This is a genomic window from Mycoplasma crocodyli MP145, assembly GCF_000025845.1.
Lineage (GTDB): Bacteria > Bacillota_I > Bacilli_A > Mycoplasmatales > Metamycoplasmataceae > Mycoplasmopsis > Mycoplasmopsis crocodyli.
This window is the reverse complement of the sequence record NC_014014.1, coordinates 771,318-792,266: the sequence shown is the minus strand read 5'-3', so window position 1 is coordinate 792,266 and position 20,949 is coordinate 771,318. Positions and strand designations below refer to the sequence as shown.

At 26.8% G+C, this 20,949-nt stretch carries 16 protein-coding genes and 1 tRNA gene; 9 read left to right on the top strand and 8 right to left on the bottom strand.

What is annotated here, in order from left to right; all coding sequences use genetic code 4:
- Positions 1-388 precede the first annotated feature (388 nt).
- Both pyrH and frr read left to right on the top strand, forming a co-directional pair.
- Positions 389-1,105 (top strand): UMP kinase, encoded by a 717-nt coding sequence (gene pyrH, locus MCRO_RS03425; protein ID WP_013054744.1) that lies wholly within the window; start codon positions 389-391, stop codon positions 1,103-1,105.
- The gene (frr, locus tag MCRO_RS03420) at positions 1,105-1,656 is read left to right on the top strand and encodes a ribosome recycling factor (protein ID WP_013054787.1); all 552 of its coding nucleotides are present in this window, start codon (positions 1,105-1,107) and stop codon (positions 1,654-1,656) included. Before pyrH ends, frr begins: the two co-directional genes overlap by 1 nt.
- Before the next feature lie 72 nt (positions 1,657-1,728).
- Here frr and MCRO_RS04245 read toward each other — a convergent pair whose 3' ends face one another.
- Both MCRO_RS04245 and tpiA read right to left on the bottom strand, forming a co-directional pair.
- Entirely contained in the window at positions 1,729-1,851 is a 123-nt protein-coding gene (locus MCRO_RS04245) for a hypothetical protein (RefSeq protein ID WP_013054779.1), read from the bottom strand.
- A 121-nt stretch (positions 1,852-1,972) separates the two neighbouring features.
- Complete coding sequence (gene tpiA / locus MCRO_RS03415) at positions 1,973-2,707, bottom strand: triose-phosphate isomerase (protein ID WP_041594083.1); 735 nt, start codon at positions 2,705-2,707, stop codon at positions 1,973-1,975.
- Positions 2,708-2,840: 133 nt separating this feature from the next.
- Here tpiA and MCRO_RS03410 point away from each other — a divergent pair, with 133 nt between their 5' ends.
- The 4 genes from MCRO_RS03410 to MCRO_RS03395 all read left to right on the top strand — a co-directional run bounded on the left by MCRO_RS03410 (position 2,841) and on the right by MCRO_RS03395 (position 7,877).
- Entirely contained in the window at positions 2,841-4,106 is a 1,266-nt protein-coding gene (locus tag MCRO_RS03410) for a DUF2179 domain-containing protein (protein ID WP_041594082.1), read from the top strand.
- Between the two features lie 173 nt (positions 4,107-4,279).
- Positions 4,280-5,929, top strand: coding sequence for a ribonuclease J (locus tag MCRO_RS03405; protein ID WP_013054364.1), 1,650 nt, complete (start codon positions 4,280-4,282; stop codon positions 5,927-5,929).
- A gap of 18 nt (positions 5,930-5,947) precedes the next feature.
- Positions 5,948-7,528, top strand: a complete 1,581-nt coding sequence (locus MCRO_RS03400; RefSeq protein ID WP_041594081.1) for a hypothetical protein — start codon at positions 5,948-5,950, stop codon at positions 7,526-7,528.
- The gene (locus tag MCRO_RS03395; RefSeq protein ID WP_013054502.1) at positions 7,521-7,877 is read left to right on the top strand and encodes a thioredoxin family protein; all 357 of its coding nucleotides are present in this window, start codon (positions 7,521-7,523) and stop codon (positions 7,875-7,877) included. The genes MCRO_RS03400 and MCRO_RS03395 overlap by 8 nt, the downstream gene beginning before the upstream one ends.
- Before the next feature lie 29 nt (positions 7,878-7,906).
- Here MCRO_RS03395 and ligA read toward each other — a convergent pair whose 3' ends face one another.
- The 6 genes from ligA to MCRO_RS03365 form a co-directional block, all read right to left on the bottom strand.
- Complete coding sequence (ligA, locus tag MCRO_RS03390; protein ID WP_013054694.1) at positions 7,907-9,880, bottom strand: NAD-dependent DNA ligase LigA; 1,974 nt, start codon at positions 9,878-9,880, stop codon at positions 7,907-7,909.
- A 59-nt stretch (positions 9,881-9,939) separates the two neighbouring features.
- A tRNA-His gene (locus tag MCRO_RS03385) sits at positions 9,940-10,015 on the bottom strand.
- Positions 10,016-10,111: 96 nt separating this feature from the next.
- Positions 10,112-12,454: a putative immunoglobulin-blocking virulence protein gene (locus MCRO_RS03380; RefSeq protein ID WP_013054653.1), complete on the bottom strand. Its 2,343-nt coding sequence runs from the start codon at positions 12,452-12,454 to the stop codon at positions 10,112-10,114.
- Positions 12,455-13,393: 939 nt separating this feature from the next.
- Positions 13,394-14,698 carry a ribosome biogenesis GTPase Der gene (der, locus tag MCRO_RS03375; protein WP_013054295.1) on the bottom strand — a complete coding sequence of 435 codons (1,305 nt, stop codon included), beginning with the start codon at positions 14,696-14,698 and terminating at the stop codon, positions 13,394-13,396.
- Entirely contained in the window at positions 14,688-15,371 is a 684-nt protein-coding gene (gene cmk / locus MCRO_RS03370) for a (d)CMP kinase (protein WP_013054541.1), read from the bottom strand. The genes der and cmk overlap by 11 nt, the downstream gene beginning before the upstream one ends.
- 36 nt (positions 15,372-15,407) lie before the next feature.
- Positions 15,408-15,806, bottom strand: coding sequence for a hypothetical protein (locus MCRO_RS03365; protein WP_041594080.1), 399 nt, complete (start codon positions 15,804-15,806; stop codon positions 15,408-15,410).
- A 43-nt stretch (positions 15,807-15,849) separates the two neighbouring features.
- Between MCRO_RS03365 and ftsY the strand changes: the two genes are divergently transcribed.
- The 3 genes from ftsY (at position 15,850) to MCRO_RS03350 (ending at position 20,874) form a co-directional block, all read left to right on the top strand.
- A complete protein-coding gene (gene ftsY, locus MCRO_RS03360) occupies positions 15,850-16,902 on the top strand; it encodes a signal recognition particle-docking protein FtsY (protein ID WP_013054632.1) in 1,053 nt (350 codons plus the stop codon).
- A complete protein-coding gene (locus MCRO_RS03355) occupies positions 16,892-17,125 on the top strand; it encodes a sigma factor-like helix-turn-helix DNA-binding protein (RefSeq protein ID WP_013054377.1) in 234 nt (77 codons plus the stop codon). The genes ftsY and MCRO_RS03355 overlap by 11 nt, the downstream gene beginning before the upstream one ends.
- Positions 17,126-17,319: 194 nt before the next feature.
- The gene (locus MCRO_RS03350; protein WP_013054477.1) at positions 17,320-20,874 is read left to right on the top strand and encodes a coiled-coil domain-containing protein; all 3,555 of its coding nucleotides are present in this window, start codon (positions 17,320-17,322) and stop codon (positions 20,872-20,874) included.
- Positions 20,875-20,949: the final 75 nt, after the last annotated feature.

The following is a 20,949-nucleotide window of genomic DNA, read 5'->3' as shown; positions in this document are numbered from 1 at the left end:
TTCTATTGCATACTAAAAAAAGCTATTTATGTTAGTAAAATTTATTTTTTAATTTGGTTATCAAATTTAAAAAATCAAAAAAAATTTTAACTGAATTTCATCAAAAAATATTATTTGGTTAGCAATAACGAAAAGATAATTGATTAAATATTAAAATTAAAATATTTTTATTATTCACCTGTGGTATAGATAAATAAAGAAAATTTAAAATGTTCAAATAATAAAAATAATGTTTTATATCGTTAATTTTATTGCTATTATTTTTTTAATAAAAACCAACTATAAAATTATTTTTTAATTTTTATAAAGACTTACAAGGAAATTTTAGTCCTTTTTTTGCATACTAAATGTTTATATTTAATTTATAATATAACATATTGAGGTAAATATGAAATATAAACGAATTTTAGTTAAACTTTCTGGTGAAGGATTAGCAAATAAAACAAAACATTTATCAATTGATAATGCTCTTGTTGAGGATATTGCTCATCAACTTAAAAAAATAGTTGATATGGGCATTCAAGTGTCGGTTGTTATTGGTGGAGGTAACTTTTGGAGAGGTGCATCTGCTGAAAAAAATGGGATTCCAAGAAATAGAGCTGACTATATTGGAATGCTAGCAACAATAATGAATGGACTTGCTTTAAGAAGCGGATTTGAAAAAGTCGGTATTAAAGCTAGAGTTCAAAGTTCAATTAGTATAGATGCAAAAGTTGCAGAAAATTATGTTAATGAAAAAACACTTAAATACTTGGAAAGTGGCGAAGTTGTTATTTTTGTTGGTGGAACTGGGCGCCCATACTTTACAACCGATACAGCATCAACTTTATACGCTTCTGAAATTAAAGCTGATGTTATTTTAATGGGGAAAAATAACGTAGAAGGTGTATATGATTCAGATCCTAAAATAAACCCTAATGCAAAAAGATTTGATTTAATAACTTATGATGAAATTCTTGAGAGAAAATTACAAGTTATGGATCTAACTGCGACAAGCATGGCAAGAGATAACAACATTTCCCTAATAGTCTTCAACATACTTGAAAAAGACTCAATTTTAAGAGCCATAACAGGCGATATAACACACACAAAGGTAATTAAATAATGGAACTAGATTTATATTTATTAGAGATAGAAGATGCTGCTCAAAAAGCTATTAATCACTACAAATTTGAGCTCTCAAAAATGTCAACAGGAAGAGCCAATCCACAAATCATAAAAGGTATAAGAGTAACATACTACGATACTCCAACACCACTTGAAGAATTAAGTAATATTTCAGTACCTGAACCTCAACAATTACTTATAAAACCTTATGATATTTCTTCGGTTAGAGATATTGTTAAAGCTTTAACAAATGCAAATTTAGGTATTTTACCGGTTGATGAAGGTCATCAAATAAGAATGACTTTTCCAACTTTAACAACTGAAAGAAGAAAAGAAATTGTTAAAAGTTTATCTAAATATACCGAAGCTGCAAAGGTTACCATTAGAAATGCGCGCCAAGATGTTAATAAATCAATAAAAAATGATGAAGAATTAAGTGAAGATATTGAAAAAAGATATCTTGAAGCAATTCAAAAAGAAGTTGACAAATATACTGAAATCATCAACGATTTAACAAAAGAAAAAGAAAATGATTTAATGAAGTTATAAGAACATGATTCAAAATAAAAAACATTGGTTTTTAGCCAATGTTTTTACTTTGTTTAGATTTACTCCAAGGTATTATAATAACTTTGGATTGTTTAAATTCTCAAAACTGAATGATTCTACTTCAATTAAATCGATATCTTTTTCATCCAAAATATCAACAAATTTAAGGACATTATATACAAAGTTTAAAGGCATTTTTGTCTCTTTTAATATTTATTAAAATAACAGATTTCTGAAAAAAATTTTGTGTTTTAAAAAAAGTAAAAAAATCGCTTTTTCTTGAAATTAAAAAAAGTTGGAATAACCAACCTTAGAATTATTTTCCTAATGTTAAAAGTGAAATAAAACTATCAGCTTCTAAACTAGCGCCACCAACTAAGAAACCATCAATGTCTTTTTGACTTGATAATTCATTAATGTTTTTTGGATTAACGCTTCCACCATATTGAATTACTAACTTATCACTTGTTATACTTTTTATAAATTCACATACTTCTTGTGCTGTTTCTGCAGTTGCAACTTTACCTGTTCCTATTGCTCAAATAGGTTCATAAGCTAAAATAACCTTGTTTAAATCTAAGTCTTTTAGTGATTCTAAAACTTGTTTTTTAACAACTTCCTTTGTCTTTCCTGCTTCATATTCAGCAAGTGTTTCACCAACACAAATTACAGGAACTAATCCGTTTTCTAAAACAACTTTTGCTTTTTCATTAACTAATTGGTTAGTTTCTTGATGATATGTTCTTCTTTCTGAATGCCCCAATATAACATAATTTACATCTAGGTTTTTAAGCATAGAAATTGAAACATCACCTGTATAAGCCCCTTTTAAGTGTTGTGATACATCTTGAGCACCTAAATTTAAGTATTTAACCTTATTTGCCTTGAACGCAGCTAAATTGGTAAAAGGCAAAGCAACAGCAAATTGTATGTTTTCATGTATTTTATTTTTCTTTGCTTCATATAACTCAGCAAAATTATCCATAAAGTTTATTGTTTCATCAAATGTTTTATTCATTTTTCAGTTTCCAATAATAACTAATTTTTTCATATATCTCCTTATTGTAATAATAATAAAAATTATATAGTAAAATTAAATAGTAAAAAATATTAAAAAATGCTTTTTATATTGCTATTCAGCAATTGCTAAAAGTTATTTTTTTAATGAAAAAAAGGAGGTATTTTTGAAAAAAAATAAAAAAAATAATAACCATGAAACTCCAGAGTTTCATTTAAAAAACCCTAATAGAAAAGTTTTTAAGAAAAATACAATATATCGCCGTACAAAAATGTCAAATTTTGGTCTAAAATTTGCATCACTATATAATCCTATGTCTTTAAGGAATGCAATTTTAATTACAGTTGGAATGGCTGTTTTCTTTGGAATTATATCGGTGTTTTTTGTTAAAAACGTTGGTATCTATAACTTTGGATTAGCAGCAATTGGTCAATCAGCAGCAAGATTAATAATAACTACAATTCCCGAAACATCTGGAATAAGTGAATCAGTTAGAAACTTGATTGACCAAGCTATATTTTGAAATGCTTATATATTTTTAAGTATTCCATTGTTTATTTTTGGTTATAAAAAAATAGGTAAAAACTTTACTATCCTTACTGTTGTTTTTCTTTTTGTTTCGTCTTTTGTTTCATTTGGGATTGGACAAATACCAAATGTAAATAACATATATATTATTGGAGATTTTTCAAATCAAAGTGTAAAAGCAAGTCTTAGCGAATATAAAAAAGGACTTTCATCTATAATCCCACTTCTTTGAATAGATGGAGGAAACACAATTGCTCTTTTGATATATTCAATTTTCTACGGATTTATGCTAGCTGTTGTTTTTGCCATAATAGCTATTATTGGCGGAACAGCTGGAGTAACAGGAATTATTGGAGAATGATACTCAAATAAAACTCAAAAAAGTTTTGGAAGCATAAATGGATATATTAACATGGCAATCATTTTGGTTAGTGTTATTATAGGTTCTTATATTCCAGGATCATTATTAATTAAAGAAGCAAAGAATGCATATGTTGGTCCTATCGAAGATCTTCCTTTAGTTCTTAAAAAAGCTTGAAGTTTTGAATTATATTTATCACCAAACTTTGTGGCAACAGTTTTATCTAACATTGTTTTTGTAATGGTTTTAGGTAAACTATTTCCTAAGTTTAAACTTGTTAGAGTTGAAATTTATTCAATGTACTCTGAAGAAATTAAAGAAGCTGTTACATCTGATTCGAAAACAGTTAATGGTGTTACTTTATTTTCAGCAAAAGGCGGATTTAAAGGTGAAGAACTAAATGTTGTAACGTCTGTAGCATTATTTAAACAAGTTCCAAGAATAATTAAAAATGTTAGAAAAGTTGATAACGATGCCTTTGTTTCAATTTCAGAAATTAAAAGCATTGATGGTTATATCTATCTTCCGCAAGAAAAATTTTAAATATAAATGCAGATGTTTAATGCTGCATTTTTTATTTGTTTTTAAAGTCGTCATAAAAATTTTCTTATATGTTGAATGGATATTTAAAAATAATATAAAATTAGAATTAATACATTATGTACATTTATAAGTTTTTAATAAAACAATAATTTAATTAAATAGGAGATAAAATTATGAATCATATAAATTTATTTGCACTTGGTGGGCTTGATGAAAACGGTAAAAACATGTATGTTCTAGAATTTAATGATGAAATTTTCATCATTAATTCTGGAGCAAAAATTCCAATTTCATCAACCAACGGTGTTGATACACTTATTCCAAATTTTGAGTATTTGGAAAAAAACAAAAGCAAAATTAAAGGTATTTTTATAACGGATGTAAAAAACGAAAGTTTTAGCGCTTTACCTTGATTATTGATGTCGCTACAAGGAGTTAAAGTTTATACTTCATCTTTCAATAAGATAATTATTATTGATAGATTGAATAAATATAAAATTGAACAGTCTTCTTATGAGGTAGAAACATTAAATAAAAGAACAAAGGTTGGCTCAATTTTTGTGAATTCACTTCAATTAGCTGGTTCTATGATGGGAACAATTGGACTTGATTTTGAAACACCTGATGGTGATGTAATTTTCATTTTTAACTTTGTTGAAGGTGATTTAGGAATTTATGGAAAAACATCATATGAAGATATTAAAAAAAGTTTAATGAAAAGAAATCTTTTAGCATTAGTGGCTGACGCTGGATATTCCAATTACTCTGGAAGAGCAATTGATAAAATAGGATTACCAAAAAATATAAAAAACGTTTTCGAAACAGCAACTGAAAAAGAGAGAATTATCATTGGTGCATATGATGAAGAAATGGCTTCAATTCATGAAATTTTAGATTTAGCCAGAAAACACAATCGCCCAGTAGTTACATATGGAAAAACATATGGACAATTACTTCATTTAGTTAAATTAGTAAATCCAACATTAGAATTACCAGTAATAGTTGATTATAAAACTATTTCAAAACACCCTAATGCTGTTATTCTTGTAACTGGTGCTGTTGAAAGACTTTATTCAAGATTTTTAAGAATTACAGACAATAATGACGTTTTTTTAAAATTAAAAAAAACAGATATTGTTATAATGATTGCCCCTCCAATCAACGGACTTGAATCATTAGCTGCAGTCGCACTTGATGATGTAGCTAGAATTACTCCTAAAATTGTCGAAGTTTCTTTAGATGAATATTACAAACATAAACCAGCAAGACAAGATTTAATTAATCTAGTTAATACTCTTGATCCAAAATATTTAATTCCTGTTCAGGGATTATATAGATATTTAGTAGATGTGTCTAGATATGTAAAAAAAGCTACTAAAATAACTGACAACAGTTGCATTATTTTACAAAATGGAAAAATAGCACATTTTGTTGGAGACAAGCTTTTTTCAGTTAATGGAAAAATAAAACCGGTTGGTGATACCATAATTGACGGTTTTGGTGTTGGTGATATTTCACCTGAAGTAATTACAGAAAGAGAAAGTTTAGGTCGTGAAGGAATTATTCTAATTTCTGTTTTATATAACCCAAGAATAAAAGAAATGGTTGGTAAAATACACATTAATTTTGTTGGTGTAATAGATAAAGAAGAAAAAGTATTGATTACTGAAACGATTAATTCAATTATTATTCAAACTATTAGAGCCGAAAAATTCAATGGTTTAAGAGATTTACAAGAAAGATTAAGAAAAATAATTAGAAAAAAAGTTTTCAAAATAACAGATAAAGAACCAATGGTTGCTTTAACATTTAATTCTTTATAATATTAGATGAGGACAAAGATGATAAAAAATAAAAGAGATGTTTATTCAAAGCTTGGAGTTTCTTTTGTAGAAAAAATTCCAGAAGCTAACAGAGTTCTTACTCCAAAAACAAATTATGCTTTTGAAATTATTAAGTTCGTTGTATTTAACTTAATAGTTGTTTTTTTCATACTAATGTCTAGAAGTCAAGGAACCTGACTTGAGTCATTCTATAAGTATTCGATAGGATTGCTTTTTGGTAATTTAATTTACCTTTTTGCAGTTATAGGATATATGTATTTTTGTATCAGTTTTTTTTCTTATTTTACTAAGAACAAGTCATTTGCGCATTTTAATAGACTTAGAAAAACAAACATAAATGTCATAAAAAAGAATTATTTTATTTTATTGATGTGTTTATTCTTGGTGCTTAGTTTATCGTTGCACATTGCTTATTATTTTAAGTTTAATTCTGCTTTTTCATTCGACCCAACACCTGAGAATTTAAAGTCACTTTTTGTTAACGGTTGATATGCAAGATTTACAATCGATGGACCAAACGTTAATAACAATATAGGTTTTATGCTTGATAGTATTTACAACATTTTATATTATCCAACTCTTTCTCCAATCCTTCCTATTATTGTTATTCTATTAATTATCGCTTTTGCGATATGACAATTATTGTTTAATGGAACTAAAAACTTTTTTAAATATTATTCATTTAAATTACCTATTACAAAATTAATAAAAAATATGTCTCACAGAAATTCAACATATTATCTAACTATAGAAATTCAAATGTATTTTGAGTTCTTAATACAAAGTGGCAGAGAATTGAAAATTAAATATGAAGATATTTCATTCAAAGATTTAGAAAAACAAGTCTTTTTAAACATTGATAAATTAAACTATGATCTAACATTTGAAAAACTTAAAGGTTATACCACACAAGAAGTTGAAAGTGATATCTCTAAGTATCAAACCAAAAACATTATTCTTGAAACAATAGCTTTTGAGCGAAAAAATTCTTATATTCAAATCGATGAAGAGAATGTTAAAAATGATGCAAATTTAAAATCAAAAGATGATGTCTTTTATGATGAAGAATCTCCAACTTATATTAAATTAATTAAGAATGATTTAAAAACAAAAGATATTTCAACCTTAACAAAAGATGAACTCGAAAGTTCGCTTGTTAAGGAAGAAAAGAAGGTTGATTTTATTGAAAAACCAGCTGAAATTTTAACTAAAAATGAAGATAAAGAAAGTGATTTAAAACTGCTTGAAGAAAATGAAGATTCTTGATTTGTTGAACTTGATGATACCCAAGAAATATCAAACGAAAAAATATCTAATACAAAAGAAATTAAGCAAAGTAACTTAAAAAGCAAGAGTCAAGAAATTAAATTAACTCAAGAGACAAATAAAAATGACGTAATCGATAAACCAGTAGGTGAATTAGATGAAATTGATAATAAAATATTTGCTAAAAAAAGCGAAATAACTTTTGAACAAAATGATAATGAAGATAATACATATACCAAAAATAATATTGATCAAATGGAAAAATTCCTAGATAAAGTATTTATTGGAGATAAGAAGGATAAAAATGATTAAAGAATATGAGTGGAATGAAGTCCTAAAAAAAATTGATACTAATTCAGAGGACCACATTATTTTTCTGGAATTCACAACAAAATGATGTAATGACTGTAAAATGATGGCTCCTGTTGTTAATGAAATTTCATCAAAATATGAAAACAATAAAAATATAACATTTTTAAAAGTTGATGCAGAAGAAGCCCAATTATTTAGAAACCCGGATAACAAATGACAAATTTTAAGAGTTCCTACACATATGGTTATTAAAGGTAATGCAATTATTGAAAAAGGATATGAATATTATCCAAAAGAAATATTAGAATCTTGAATAGAAAAATCAATTCTATGAGATGATAAATTTTAAAAAAAATAGCAACACAAGCGCTATTTTTTTTAAATCATTTTTTCGAATTCATCAATAGTTATTACTTGTGTTCCTAAAATTTTTGCTTTGTTTATTTTTGCGGATCCGGGATTTTCACCAACGATTAAGTAATTTGTTTTAGAAGTAGGCAACTTATGAAATTGACCACCATTCTTCTCAATTAAATCAACAAAATAGTCTCTTGGTTTTAGTAATGTACCTGTAATCGAAAAACTTAAATTTACCAATTTATTCCCAATAGAAGAATCGTTTACTTGGATAAAATAGTTATCTAGGAAAGTAATTAATTCTTTATTTTTATCTTCACTTAAAAATTCTTTTATTGAAGCAATTGACTTAGGACCAATATCATCTATATTTTCTAATTCATCTATATTATAGGTTAATAAATCACTTAGTTTATTTATTTTTGTTGATATTAATTTTGAAGATCTTGTCCCGATATTCTTCATTCCTAGAGCTATAATTACCTTGTGTAATTGTGCTTTTTTAATTGTTTCAATAGCGTTTATAAGATTATCAACTTTCTTTTCTTTAAAGCTAGGAAGTTGCAACATTTTATCTCTTTTATTGTGCAACTCAAAGAAGTCTTTAATTTCTAAAACCAAACCATTTTCATACAATATTTTAACAACTTTATCACCCATTCCTTTTATATCTAAACAAGGTTTTGAAGCAAAATAAATAAGTGAATTAATAATTTTCTCTTGACAATTTTTGTTAAGGCAATATTGTTCTAAATTATCATCAATGTATTCCAGTTTACTTTTACATGACAAACAATTTATAAGTTTCGGAAAAACACCAATTGATTTTTTTTGTTTTAATTCTCTAACCTTAGGAATTATTTCACCCGCTTTAATAATAACAACATCATCACCGATATTTAAGTTTAACTCTTCAATATAATTGTAATTATGCAAAGTTGCTTTACTTACTATACTTTGATTTAATTCAACTGGTTCTACATGGGCTAGGTAGTTTATTTTTCCTGTTCTTCCTGTAGAAATGCTTATTTTATTAATTCTTGTAATTGCCTCTTCAACTTGATATTTATACGCAATGGCATATTTAGGAAATTTTGAGGTAAAACCAAGTAGTTTCCATTGCTCTATATCGTTATATTTTATAACTAAACCATCACAATCATAATCTAAATTGTTTTTGATTTCTCCAAATTCTTCAATATAGTTTAATATGTCATCAAGTTCATAAAGTAATTTATTATTTTTTTGAGTAGGAAAGCCTAACTGATTAATAAAACTGATGCTTTGATCTTGGCTTGTTATTTTATGAACAAGCGGATCAACCAATTCATACAAAACAATTCCTAAGTTTCTTTCTCTAACTATATTTTTATCTAATTGGCGTAACGTTCCTGAAGCAGCGTTTCTTGGATTAGCAAAACTTTTTAAACCTTGATCTTCAATTTTTTTATTAAGTTTATTGAAATTTTCTTTCGATAAATAAATTTCACCACGGATTTCAATTGGTTTTTTATATGCAATTTTGTGTTTCACTTCTTTTATTTGCAAAACATTCTCACTAACATCTTCTCCAACCAGCCCATCTCCACGTGTTACTGCTCTTTGTAAAATTCCATTTTCATAATGTAATGATATTGATAAACCATCAACCTTAGGTTCTAGAAAAAAACCTTTATTATCAGTTTTGATTACTTTAAAAATATCATTATAAAACTTTGTTATTTCGTCAAAATGAGTAGCCTTATCTAAGGATAGCATTAACTTTTGGTGAGTGTATTTGCTGAATTTGCTTGATGCAAATCCACCAATTATTTGACTCGGTGAATCTTGATTTATTATTTTAGGGTTTTGTTTTTCTATTTCAAGTAATTCCTTATACAAAGCATCGTATTCTGCATCAGAAACACTTGGTTGATCTAAGTTGTAATATTCATTATTATATTGCTTAATTTTAGCAATTAATTCTTGGTATTTATCGATAACTTTTTGGTTCATTTTTATATTATAAACTATAAGATAAACAAAAAAACAACTTTTATGTTGTTTTAATGATATGGGGCGGACGACGGGATTCGAACCCGCGCGTGACGGGACCACAACCCGCTGTGTTAACCGCTTCACCACGTCCGCCATTTGCTAATCTATTATAATATAAAAGTTTGTTTTTTAGCAAATTATTTTTTAAATAAAACAAAAAAACAGCACAAGGCCATTTTTTTGTATAAATTAGTTAAAATCTCCGAGGTCATCATCCGCTGTTCTTCAAGCAACCGTATAACCGGCTCTTTGTAGTTGATTATATAAAGCTTGATTTCCTGGATCAACAATTACCTTACTAAACATTCCTCTACCTAATTCTCTATAGAATGTTTCAAGGTTGCTTAATCCTTCTCCGTTTAATGCATTTTTACCTGTTAGGTGAATTGCATTAACGTTTTTATAACCGTTGAATTTAAGTCTTATTTCACCAGGGTTAGGAGGTCCGTCTAAATGCATAACTTTTGTAAATTGACTTTCATTCATTTCATCTGCACTAATTTTGAAGTCTTTTGTATCACTTCATAAAACAAGTCTTCTAACTTTTCTGTCAAATCTCTTACCTTCTTTAATAAATGAGAATTGAAGACCTCTAAGACTTTTAAGTTCATGAATTCTTGATAAATCAAGTCCTGTTGGATAACTATTTCCACCTTCAGAATGGTCAGGTCTTGTTCCTGGACCAAAACTTCCTTGGAAGAATGGTTCATTATTTCTAACTAAGTAGACCATTCTTAATCCAAGATTAATTTCTCTATATGCATCTTGTGAACCGTGTGTATAGTTAACTGGGTCAAATGCAATTTTATCAAAAGTAATTCTTGTATCAATCTTATCAAACTTGCTGTAAGAACTTGAAACGTTATAGTCAAGTGTATTAATGTAAGCAACTCCTCTAAGTGCAAATGGGTTAATACTTCATTCATCAGTTAAACTGTTTCTTGATGTGTACATGCTTAATTCGTCAATTTCTTTATCTTCAAGAGCAATTAAAGCTTCGGTGTTTTCATGCTCAAAGAATAGTTCAAGTTGAGGAAGTTTATCAGGTAATGCACTTAAAATTTCCTTGAATTTTTGATTGTGATCATTTAATCCCATATTAAATAAACGGTATGATGTAATCTTTTTACCTGCACTTTTTAATTGGTTTATTAATGATAGTGTTTTGTTATAAGCATCACGTTTTGACACGTCAATTTCAACAACAAATCCATTGTTATTTTTAGCAAAAGTACCATCATTATTAGTCATTTTAAAGATTTCAATTCCATCAATTCCATCAAGTCCAAAAGTTTTAAATTCCTCAGTTGAAGTAACGTTAGTTTTTTCTCAACCTTCATATTTTCCATCTCTAATGCTTTTTGGACTTCTCGTATATCATGATTTATATCCAAACGTTCTCTTGGTTGTATTATCTCTTTCCATTCTAGATGTAACTGCATTATATCCAGGAAGTGGACTAAATGCATATGAATTAAATTCACCATTAGCATCTATATAAACATTGTTTGGATCTGTGGTCATACCTTTTTCAAGGTAATCATGCATTGTTTTTGAATCTTTTATTTTGCTTCATTCTATGTTATCTAGCAATCAACCATATCATTGATATTTCTTATCTTTGAATTCTTCTTTTTTCTTGTCAAAGTCATTTTGAGCGCTATCTTTAATTCAGTTTTTAATATCAGGTCTCTTTAAAAATGGCTCAAATGCAGCAAATTTATTTCTTGCAGAAGGATTATCATTAAACCATTTTTCTGTATTAAACATTGGAGAATCACCAACGTTTAGAATGTTTGAAAGATTTTTTGCCTCTCGTGTTGTTTTTTCAATAACTTTTCCACGGTTATTTCCTACATATTCTTTTGTTAAATCAACGTGATTAATATCTGGAACAGTGTTGTTTATATAATCAACTCTATTTGCTATTCTATTATCAACGTCACTTTTGTATTTTGTACGTTCTGGTTGCTCAGTGATATTTGCATTAAGTTTTAATCCGTCATAATCAATAACAACGTCTTTAGGTTTAGGATCGGGTCTAGATTTATCAAGAGCTTTTTCTTCAACTGGTTCTTTATTAACTTCTTCTTTTTTTTCTTCAACCGGTTTTTCAACTTTTGGTTCTTCAACTGGCTTTACTTCTTCTTCAGGTTTAACTTCTTCTTTAGGAATGATGGCTACGTTTTCATCTTCCTTAGTTTTTTCTTCAACTTTTTCAGGTTCAACACTTGTTACTATTTCTTCTTTTTCAGGATCTTTTGGTTCGATCTTAGGAACAACAACCGGTACTTCTTTTTCAGGAGGTATTATTTCTAGATGATTATCAATGTTTGATAAACTGTTGGTTGGATCAACTTTACCATTTTCAATAATATTGTTGTCAGGTAAAACTCTAAACATTACATTTAGATTTACCTTGTCATTATTTTTTGAAATGTAAAATGGTGCAGCAACTACTTGTGGCAGAACCAATGCACCAGCTACTGTTGAACTAATGATAATTATTTTTTTCTTTCTTGCCTTGATCATGTGATCCTCCTAATATTTTCTTTATTATATATTAAATAATAAAAAAATAGTAATGCAAAATAAATAAAATATTTTATTCAATTTTTACTACAATGCAATCTAGTCTATTAAAGAAAAATAATCAAAATCGAAACATAATTCATGGCAATGTTGAGAAAATATCTAATGAAGACTTGATAAAATTATTTGAATTAAAAATTAGTGGATTAGATTTCTTAACAAATTTGGCTTCTTGATAATATTTTTCTTATGTGGGCAAAAGGTTAGGTTTAAATAATGTGGGATGTACATTGTTTTTTTATCGTTATGCAACTTTTTTAAAAAATAAAATCTTATGCATTTATATTTGAAAATGTTATAGTGCTAAAAACACAAGATTCTAGAAAAACTTTTGAAATAATTATGAATGTTTATGAGAACCGAGTTATCATGTAAATTATAAAATTTCAAAACACATTTGACTACGTAGTAGCACAAAAGAGCAAGAATCCAAAGTTTTCTTGATGAGTGAGAATTTATATGTTTAATTTCTTTGCAATATAAACAAATAGATAAAGTAGTACCTGTTCAATTAACTAAAGATTTGGGTTAAAAGTAAAGAAATTATTTTGAAAAAAATGTCTAAATATATTTATTCATTAAATTTTATTAATCAAGATGATTCTGAAAATCATGCCAGATTAATTATTTTAGAAAACAAAAAATGTTTAAAGTCGACAAACCTTAAAAAATAATAATAACTTAATTGATCCTATAAAACTTTCTTTGATAAGGTTGTATTTAAAAAACCATTTGAGCAATTAAAAGATGAAGAAAAAACAATATCCTAACAAAAGGATATTGTTATAGAAGAACATATGTAAATAGATAGTAATATTATAAAAGTTATTTTTAAGTTAGTTTTTATAAAATATGAAGGTTTTAATATTGATTCTTAAATTACTCTAACCCACTTTTATTCTTGAATTGAAGTCTTATAGGACATCCAGTAAAATCAAATGTTGAACGTATTTGATTTTCAAGGTGTCTTTCATATGAAAAGTGTATAAATTTTTTGTTATTTACGTAAAAAACAAATGTTGGAATTTTATCCAATGTTTTTCTTACAAAATAGATATTTAACCTACCACCATTATATGGTGCTGCAGGTTGTATCATTTGAGTTTCCATTATAAATTTAGATAAAAGAGCAGGTTTAATGTCTCTGTTTAAATTGGTTCTAACTTGTTCGATTGTTTTAATTAATTTTTCTATTCTTTGATTAAATTTAGCAGAGATAAATACAAATGGAACTCATGGAACAAAATGAAACTTAAAGCGCAAATTCTTTTCATATTCGGCCATAGTGTTTGTTTCTTTTTCAACCAAATCTCATTTATTAATTACAACTATAATTGGTTTTTGATTTTCTAAAGCATAACCAATTATTCTTGAATCGAAGTGACTGATATCACTTGTTGCATCTACGATGATTAGAGATAAATCAGCTTCATTTAAAGAATTCATCGCTCTCATTAAAGCATAATGATCAACACTTTCAACCAATCTACTTTTTCTCATTATTCCAGCTGTATCAATAATGTTATATTTTTGTCCATTAATCTGAACCGTTGATTTGACAGAATCACGAGTGGTTCCAGCTATTTCAGAAACTATCGAACGATTTTCTTTGGCTAGATTGTTAAGAAGCGAACTTTTACCGGCATTAGGTTTTCCGATAATAGAAAGTTTGAATTCTTCATCTTCTTGCTTATCTGTAAAGTCGAGATGTTTAACACATTCATCTAATACTTCTCCAACACCTTCTCCATGAAGAGCAGAAATTGCATATATTTTTTCAACCCCTAATTTATATCATGAATAATCAAAGTCCTGATTTGATTCGAGTTTATTAGCTACTGCAATTATTTGTTTATTACTCTTTCTTAAAATGTTCATTATAAACAAATCATCATTAGTAATTTCGCTTGTTCCATCGAAAATAAAAATAATAACATCAGCTTCATCAATTGCAATTTTGGCTTGGATTTGGATTTGTTCTTGGAATGGTTTATTTTCAATTTCAATTCCACCAGTATCAATCATCTTTATAACTCTACCACATCATTCAATGTTTTCATAAAGTCTATCTCTTGTAACGCCTGGTTGGTCATAAACTATTGAAATTTTCTTACCAATAAGTCTATTGAAAAAAGTGCTTTTTCCAACATTTGGCTTTCCTATTATTGCAATTTTATTTTTCATTATTTACCTTTGTAGCAGTTGTATTCACCAATTCTATTATTTTATTTACTACTTCTTCAAAGTTCATAAAAGTACAATCTATTAGTGTCGCATCTTCTGTTTTGTGAAGTGGATCAACCTTGCGGTTCATGTCTTGTTCATCGCGATGTTTTACATCAAGTAAAACTTCTTCTAAACTTGTCTGAAACCCAAGCGATTCATTTTGTAAATATCTTCTTTTTGCTCTTTCTTTAGCGTCTGCTCACAAGAAAATTTTTACTTCTGCATGTGGCATTAATTTGAATGTTGTATCTCTTCCATCCATTATAAAACCTTTAGATGTTTTGGTCATATTATGTATATAATCGACAACAAAATTACGCACTTGTTGATATTTTGCAACAATAGCTGATGAGCGAGAAATATGTTCTGCTCTTATTAAGTTAGACACATCTTTTCCATTAAGTCAGACGCTTTCATCAAGTTTTAATTCAATCATTCCTTTTTTTAATGTTTTATTAACTTCTTCTTCGATATTTAAATCAACATTATTCATAATTGCATTATAAGCTATAGCTCTGTACATGCTTCCACTATTAATAAAAGTGTAATTTAATCTCCTAGCAATCTCTTTTGAAACTGTAGATTTTCCAGCACCTGCTGGTCCATCTATAGCGATATTTACCTTATTCATACTTACCCCAAATCCTATAAAATATTATTAATTATATTAAATTTTTATTTTATTAATAACAACTCTTGTAGTTTTAGTTAAATCTATTAATTCGTTTCCGTTTTCTGCTAAATTATTATTACCTTTTAAGGTTAAAATAACATCATCGATATCGTGATTACGATATGAATAATTATCCATGAAAAAAACATGTTTTGAATTAAGTAGTTTCATTTCATGAAGAATTGACTTGATAGTTGTTAAATTTGAGACAACTAATGTGTCTCTATTGATAATATTGTTTTTGTATTTGATTTTTTTAGGAAGACTTGAAGTTCTTTTGTAATCGAAATCTTTAAAGACATTTTTTATTCATGCATATTCTTTATTAATGATTTTGCTATTTGAAATATTAAAATCTATCAATTCATCCAATGTTATATTTTTATTATCCATAAATTTAATTTTATATTATTAATTAAGTATTAAAATATATATTATGGGAATTTTTAAAAGACTAAAAGATAAGTTATTTGGAAAAAATAACAAAGACATAGAAGAGCTAACACAGCTTAATGAAGAAAAAGAAGTTAAAAAACTTCTTAAATCAAAAGAAATGGAGAAGTACGAAACAGGACTTTCTCGTTCCTCATCATTTGGTAAAAAACTTCTTGAATTACAAAATAAATATAAAAAAATTGATGATGAATATTTTGATGAACTAGAAGAAGTATTAATAATGTCAGATATTAATACTGATCTAGTATTTAAGATAATTGAAAAAATTAAAAAAGAAGTCAAAACAAATAATATTGATGATCCTAAAATGATTGGTGAGATAGTTGCTGATCAAATGTTTTTAATTTATACAAATAAAACAATAGTTAATACTAATCTTAATTTTAAGAACGAAAGACTTAATGTCTTTGTTATGGTTGGAGTTAATGGTTCAGGTAAAACTACATCTATTGCAAAATTGGCGCACAGATATAAAATGCAAGGTAAAAAAGTTGTTATTGCAGCTGCCGATACTTTTAGAGCCGGTGCTGTTGATCAACTTTCTGTGTGAGCCAATAAAATTGGTGTTGACATAGTTAAACCAGATAAGGAAGGTGCAGATCCATCTTCTGTTGTTTTTAAAGGTCTTGAATATGCAAAAAATAACTATTATGATTTATTAATAATTGATACAGCAGGAAGACTTCAAAATAAAATTAACTTAATGAAAGAGTTAGAAAAAATGTTTGGAGTAATTAGAAAATTTGTTCCTGATGCCCCGCATGAAGCATTATTGGTTTTAGATGGAACAACTGGTCAAAATGGATTGAGTCAAGCCAAAGTATTTAAAGAAGTTTGTCAATTAAGTGGAATAATTCTTACTAAAATGGATGGGACTTCTAAAGGTGGAATTGTAATATCAATAAAAGATGAATTTGATTTAAATGTTAAACTTCTTGGCCTTGGTGAAAAACTTGATGATTTACAAGAATTCGATCTTGATCTATTCATATATCAAATGACTAAGGATTTAATCGAAAATAATGGAAAATAGAAAAAGTATTGAAAGTATTGAAAAGTATACAAAACTATATGAGAAGTATTCTTCGTTTCTAACTCAGTCACAAAGTCAAGTTTTTCAGTTATTTTACTTTGAGGATCTTTCATATGGAGAAATAGCTCAAATACTTGCAACAAGTAGGACCAATGCTTATGATACGCTTGCTAAAACAATAAAAAAACTTGAAAAGATAGATGAAAAAATGAATGTTGAATAAAAGAAATTTTAAAGTAGGTAAATTCCTACTTTTTTAATTCCTAAATAACTTGAAAAAATAAATGAAAATAATAAAAAAAAAGTGCTATTTTTAAATGAATAATCCTTTAAATGAATATTTTTAATTAAATATTCTATGTTAAATTGTATGTATATAATAACAACATATTTTATTTAAATAAAGGAAAAACAAATATGAAAAAAATATTATTAATAGGAAGTAGTCTTTTAGCAACTAGTGCATTGATCGCTTCCATATCAGCAACAGATGCTACCGCTACTAACACTGATGCAACACCAACAAATGAAGCACAAAAGGTATCAAGTTTTGCAAACAATGGTAAATTTGAAATTCTTAAAAGAAGTGAATTGAGAAAAACATACATAGATAAGCTTAAGGTTGAGTTAAGTAAACTTATAACTACATTAAGTAATGTAGAAGGTGCCAACAATATTATTGCAAGAGCATCTGAACTAGAGAAAAGTGAAACTGCAACATTAACTGAATTGTTAAAGTTTTATTTTGAAAATACAATAAATATAAGTAATGGTTTTTTAGACGATAGTGGTAAGGTAAAGATTTTTTCAAATCTTAGTACAGACGAACAAAAGAAAGAGAGATGACTAAATTACTTTTCATTTTCAAGTTATTATATTAATAATAGTAATAAAACCAATGATGACCAAATTACATCAGTGGATGAAAATTTTAACTTTTCAATTTTGAATGAATTTGTAAAATTTAACTTAGAATTAGAAAAATTAAATCTTACAAATAAAAAAATAAATGGTGAAAACTATGCACAAACTCTAATATCCGAATTAAATGGTTATAGAGATTTTGATAAAAATTGAAGTAATTTTATTACATCATTAAATACATATGATAAGAATAAGAAAGAACTTTATTATTTGAATATATATTCATCGTTTTTATACAAACAATTATTTAGTGGTAAGATTATCTATAATGATCCTGAACTTTCTATTGTTAGTTCATCGAAAATTCCAAGTATGTATTTGGTTGCAAATAACAAGCAAACTATAAACAATCTTTGAAATGTTGCTTTTTATAGTTATAATTTGGATGAAATTAAAGAAAAAATAAAGTCATTGATAACTTTATTTGAAAGCGGTGAAAAACAAACATGGTTTTTCTATGAAGTTCTTAAGAGTAGACTTATTAAATATGTAACATTGATGGGTGGTTTATTTAACGATAGATTTAATCAAGATTTAGAATTTAAATATATGGATTTTTATTTTAATAAACTTTTAGAAGAATCTGGTAAAAATGATGTTCATACTAAAGTGCATCAACTAAATATGGAATTCTTTTTTGATAAAAATAATTTAGATGTTTTTGAGAATTTGTATACAAACGAGATGCTAAATAATACAAATGGCATAAAAGAAGAATTATCTAAAGTTGGTCAAAAATTCTCAGAAAATATTGTAGAAGGTGGAGATTCTGGAAGAAATGATGAATTAAAAAGATTATTGACCCGTAAAATCAGAAACGTTGTTCATCAAGCTGAAGGTAAAAACGCTCTTGATCAAGGATATTTTAAATTTTATAAAGATTTATCTGAAAGATTATTCTCTGAGTGAACAATTAACTCATTTGAGGTATACACATCAGAAAAATACGTTACTATATCAAACTTTTTTACCAATATGGGCGAAAATGATGTTTATTATTTTGTAAAACCTATTTTAATGGATATATTCTTACCTATGGCAAACAAGAGAGAAGAATTGATAAAGTTAATTAATTCAACAGAAATCGAAATAAATGTACTTGATGAAAAAATCAATGAACTTAATGTTTTTTATGAAAAAATAATGAAATATGATAATAAATTTAATGGGATAAACCCATATACTTATTTAGCTGCTGATTTACTTAAAAAATATACAGAAATTCATATAAATGAAATTCCAGTTCTTAAAAAAATTGCAAAATCAATTCATAATGATGAACAATTTGATAAGAATGATCAAGATGTTATAAAATATGTAAATTCATGGTTTAAGGATGGTGAAAAAAAATTGGCTGAACAAGGAATAAATGAAATAGAAGAAGTTTTAAAAATATGATCAAAATCAAAATCCGATATAACATCACTTACATTGGAAGAAATAAATAAGCTAGATAACAATAAAAATGATTTGGCATCTAATAAGCATGTATCACATATTATAAAACCTCTCTTAGTAAAATCATCAAACAAAAAACAACCAAAAATTGATAGTTTTAAAAAAGTTGCTGAAATTCTTGCAACATCTAATTCAAATAATGAAGATTTATCAAAACTTAAAAATTTCAACACTTCAGTGGAAGCTGAAATTGCATCCGTTTTAACTAACACAGGAAACTTATATTCAGAAGAAGAAAAAGTTAAAATACAAGAATTACTAAATAAAAAAGCAACAGAATCTAAAGAAAAAATTGATACAGTTACAACAAAACTAGCAGAAGATTTTAAAGCTAAATTCAATACCGTTACAACAGAAAATGGTAATTCTATAAATAAAGATGCTTTAGATAAATTGACCGAAGCAAAAACAGAATATGATAATTTAGATCCATTGGTTAAGGAAAAGTTAAAAGAGGTTTCTACAACAATTGAAAAAAATCTAGAAACTGCTAAAGCAGATAAAGAGAACTTTGAAACAAATAAATTATCTAATGAAGAACAAATTAAATCATTTAAAGAAAAATATCAAACTTTGGTTGATAAAACAAATGATGTTTTAAGCATAAATGATTTAGAAACAGTTGAAGCCGCCCTTAAAGAATTTGAATCTAAAACCCAAGAAGTTAAAACTGCTCTTGCTGAACAAAAACAAAAACTTGATGCACAAAAACAATATCTTCTTGACAAAAAAGATGCTGAAGCAAAAAAAGTACAAAATGATGAGCAAATTAAATTATTCAAACAAACTCATGACCAATTACTAAATAAAGCAGATAATACATTAGACTATAATGATTTAACAAGCATAGAAGCTGCTCTTAAGGATCTCGATTCTAAAAACCCTGAAGTTCAAACTGCCCTATCGAGTGAAAAACAAAAACTTGAATCTAAGAAACAATATCTTATTGATAAAAAAGCTATTGAAGAAGGTGATGCCAAGGATAAAGAACTTAAAAAACAAGCATACGATAAAGCACAAACAGATATTGATAGTATTTATGCATCAATAAAAGATTCGATTGGTAAAAACAATAAAGATAATGAAGCTTTATTAACCGACTTAAAAGAATCATATAAAACCTTTATTGATAATAAAGGTGGTGTTGAAACACATGATAAATATTTAGCAGATAAAGCAGAAGTTAATAAGAAACTTATAAATTCAATTGTAAATGATCATGCTATTAATCACAAAAATATTGATATGAATACTTTTGATTTCTTAAAAGCTAATATGAGCGATGAAGAATACCAAGAATTAAGTAAAGTAGTTGATAATTACAATAACTTTAATGATAAAGTAAATAGTTTAGATAAAGAGAATAAAAAACTTACATTAAAAGATTCTAAAGAATTAGACCCTTCATTAAAGGTTCTTAATGAAAGTCCTTCATCTAATGAACAATTGAAAAACTTAATTAGTGATAGATTATCAAAACTTAAACCAGATAGTAAACTAAAAACAGCTATGTTAATTTTAGGAATAGTACTAAGTGGATTAGCTATGTTATTAATTGTTGCATTAATTACAAAAAAAGCTAGAGCTTAATTTTACAAACACAGTTAATCTGTGTTTTTTTATTAAGTAGCAAAATCCGAAAGGAAAGAATGAAAAAAACTTTCA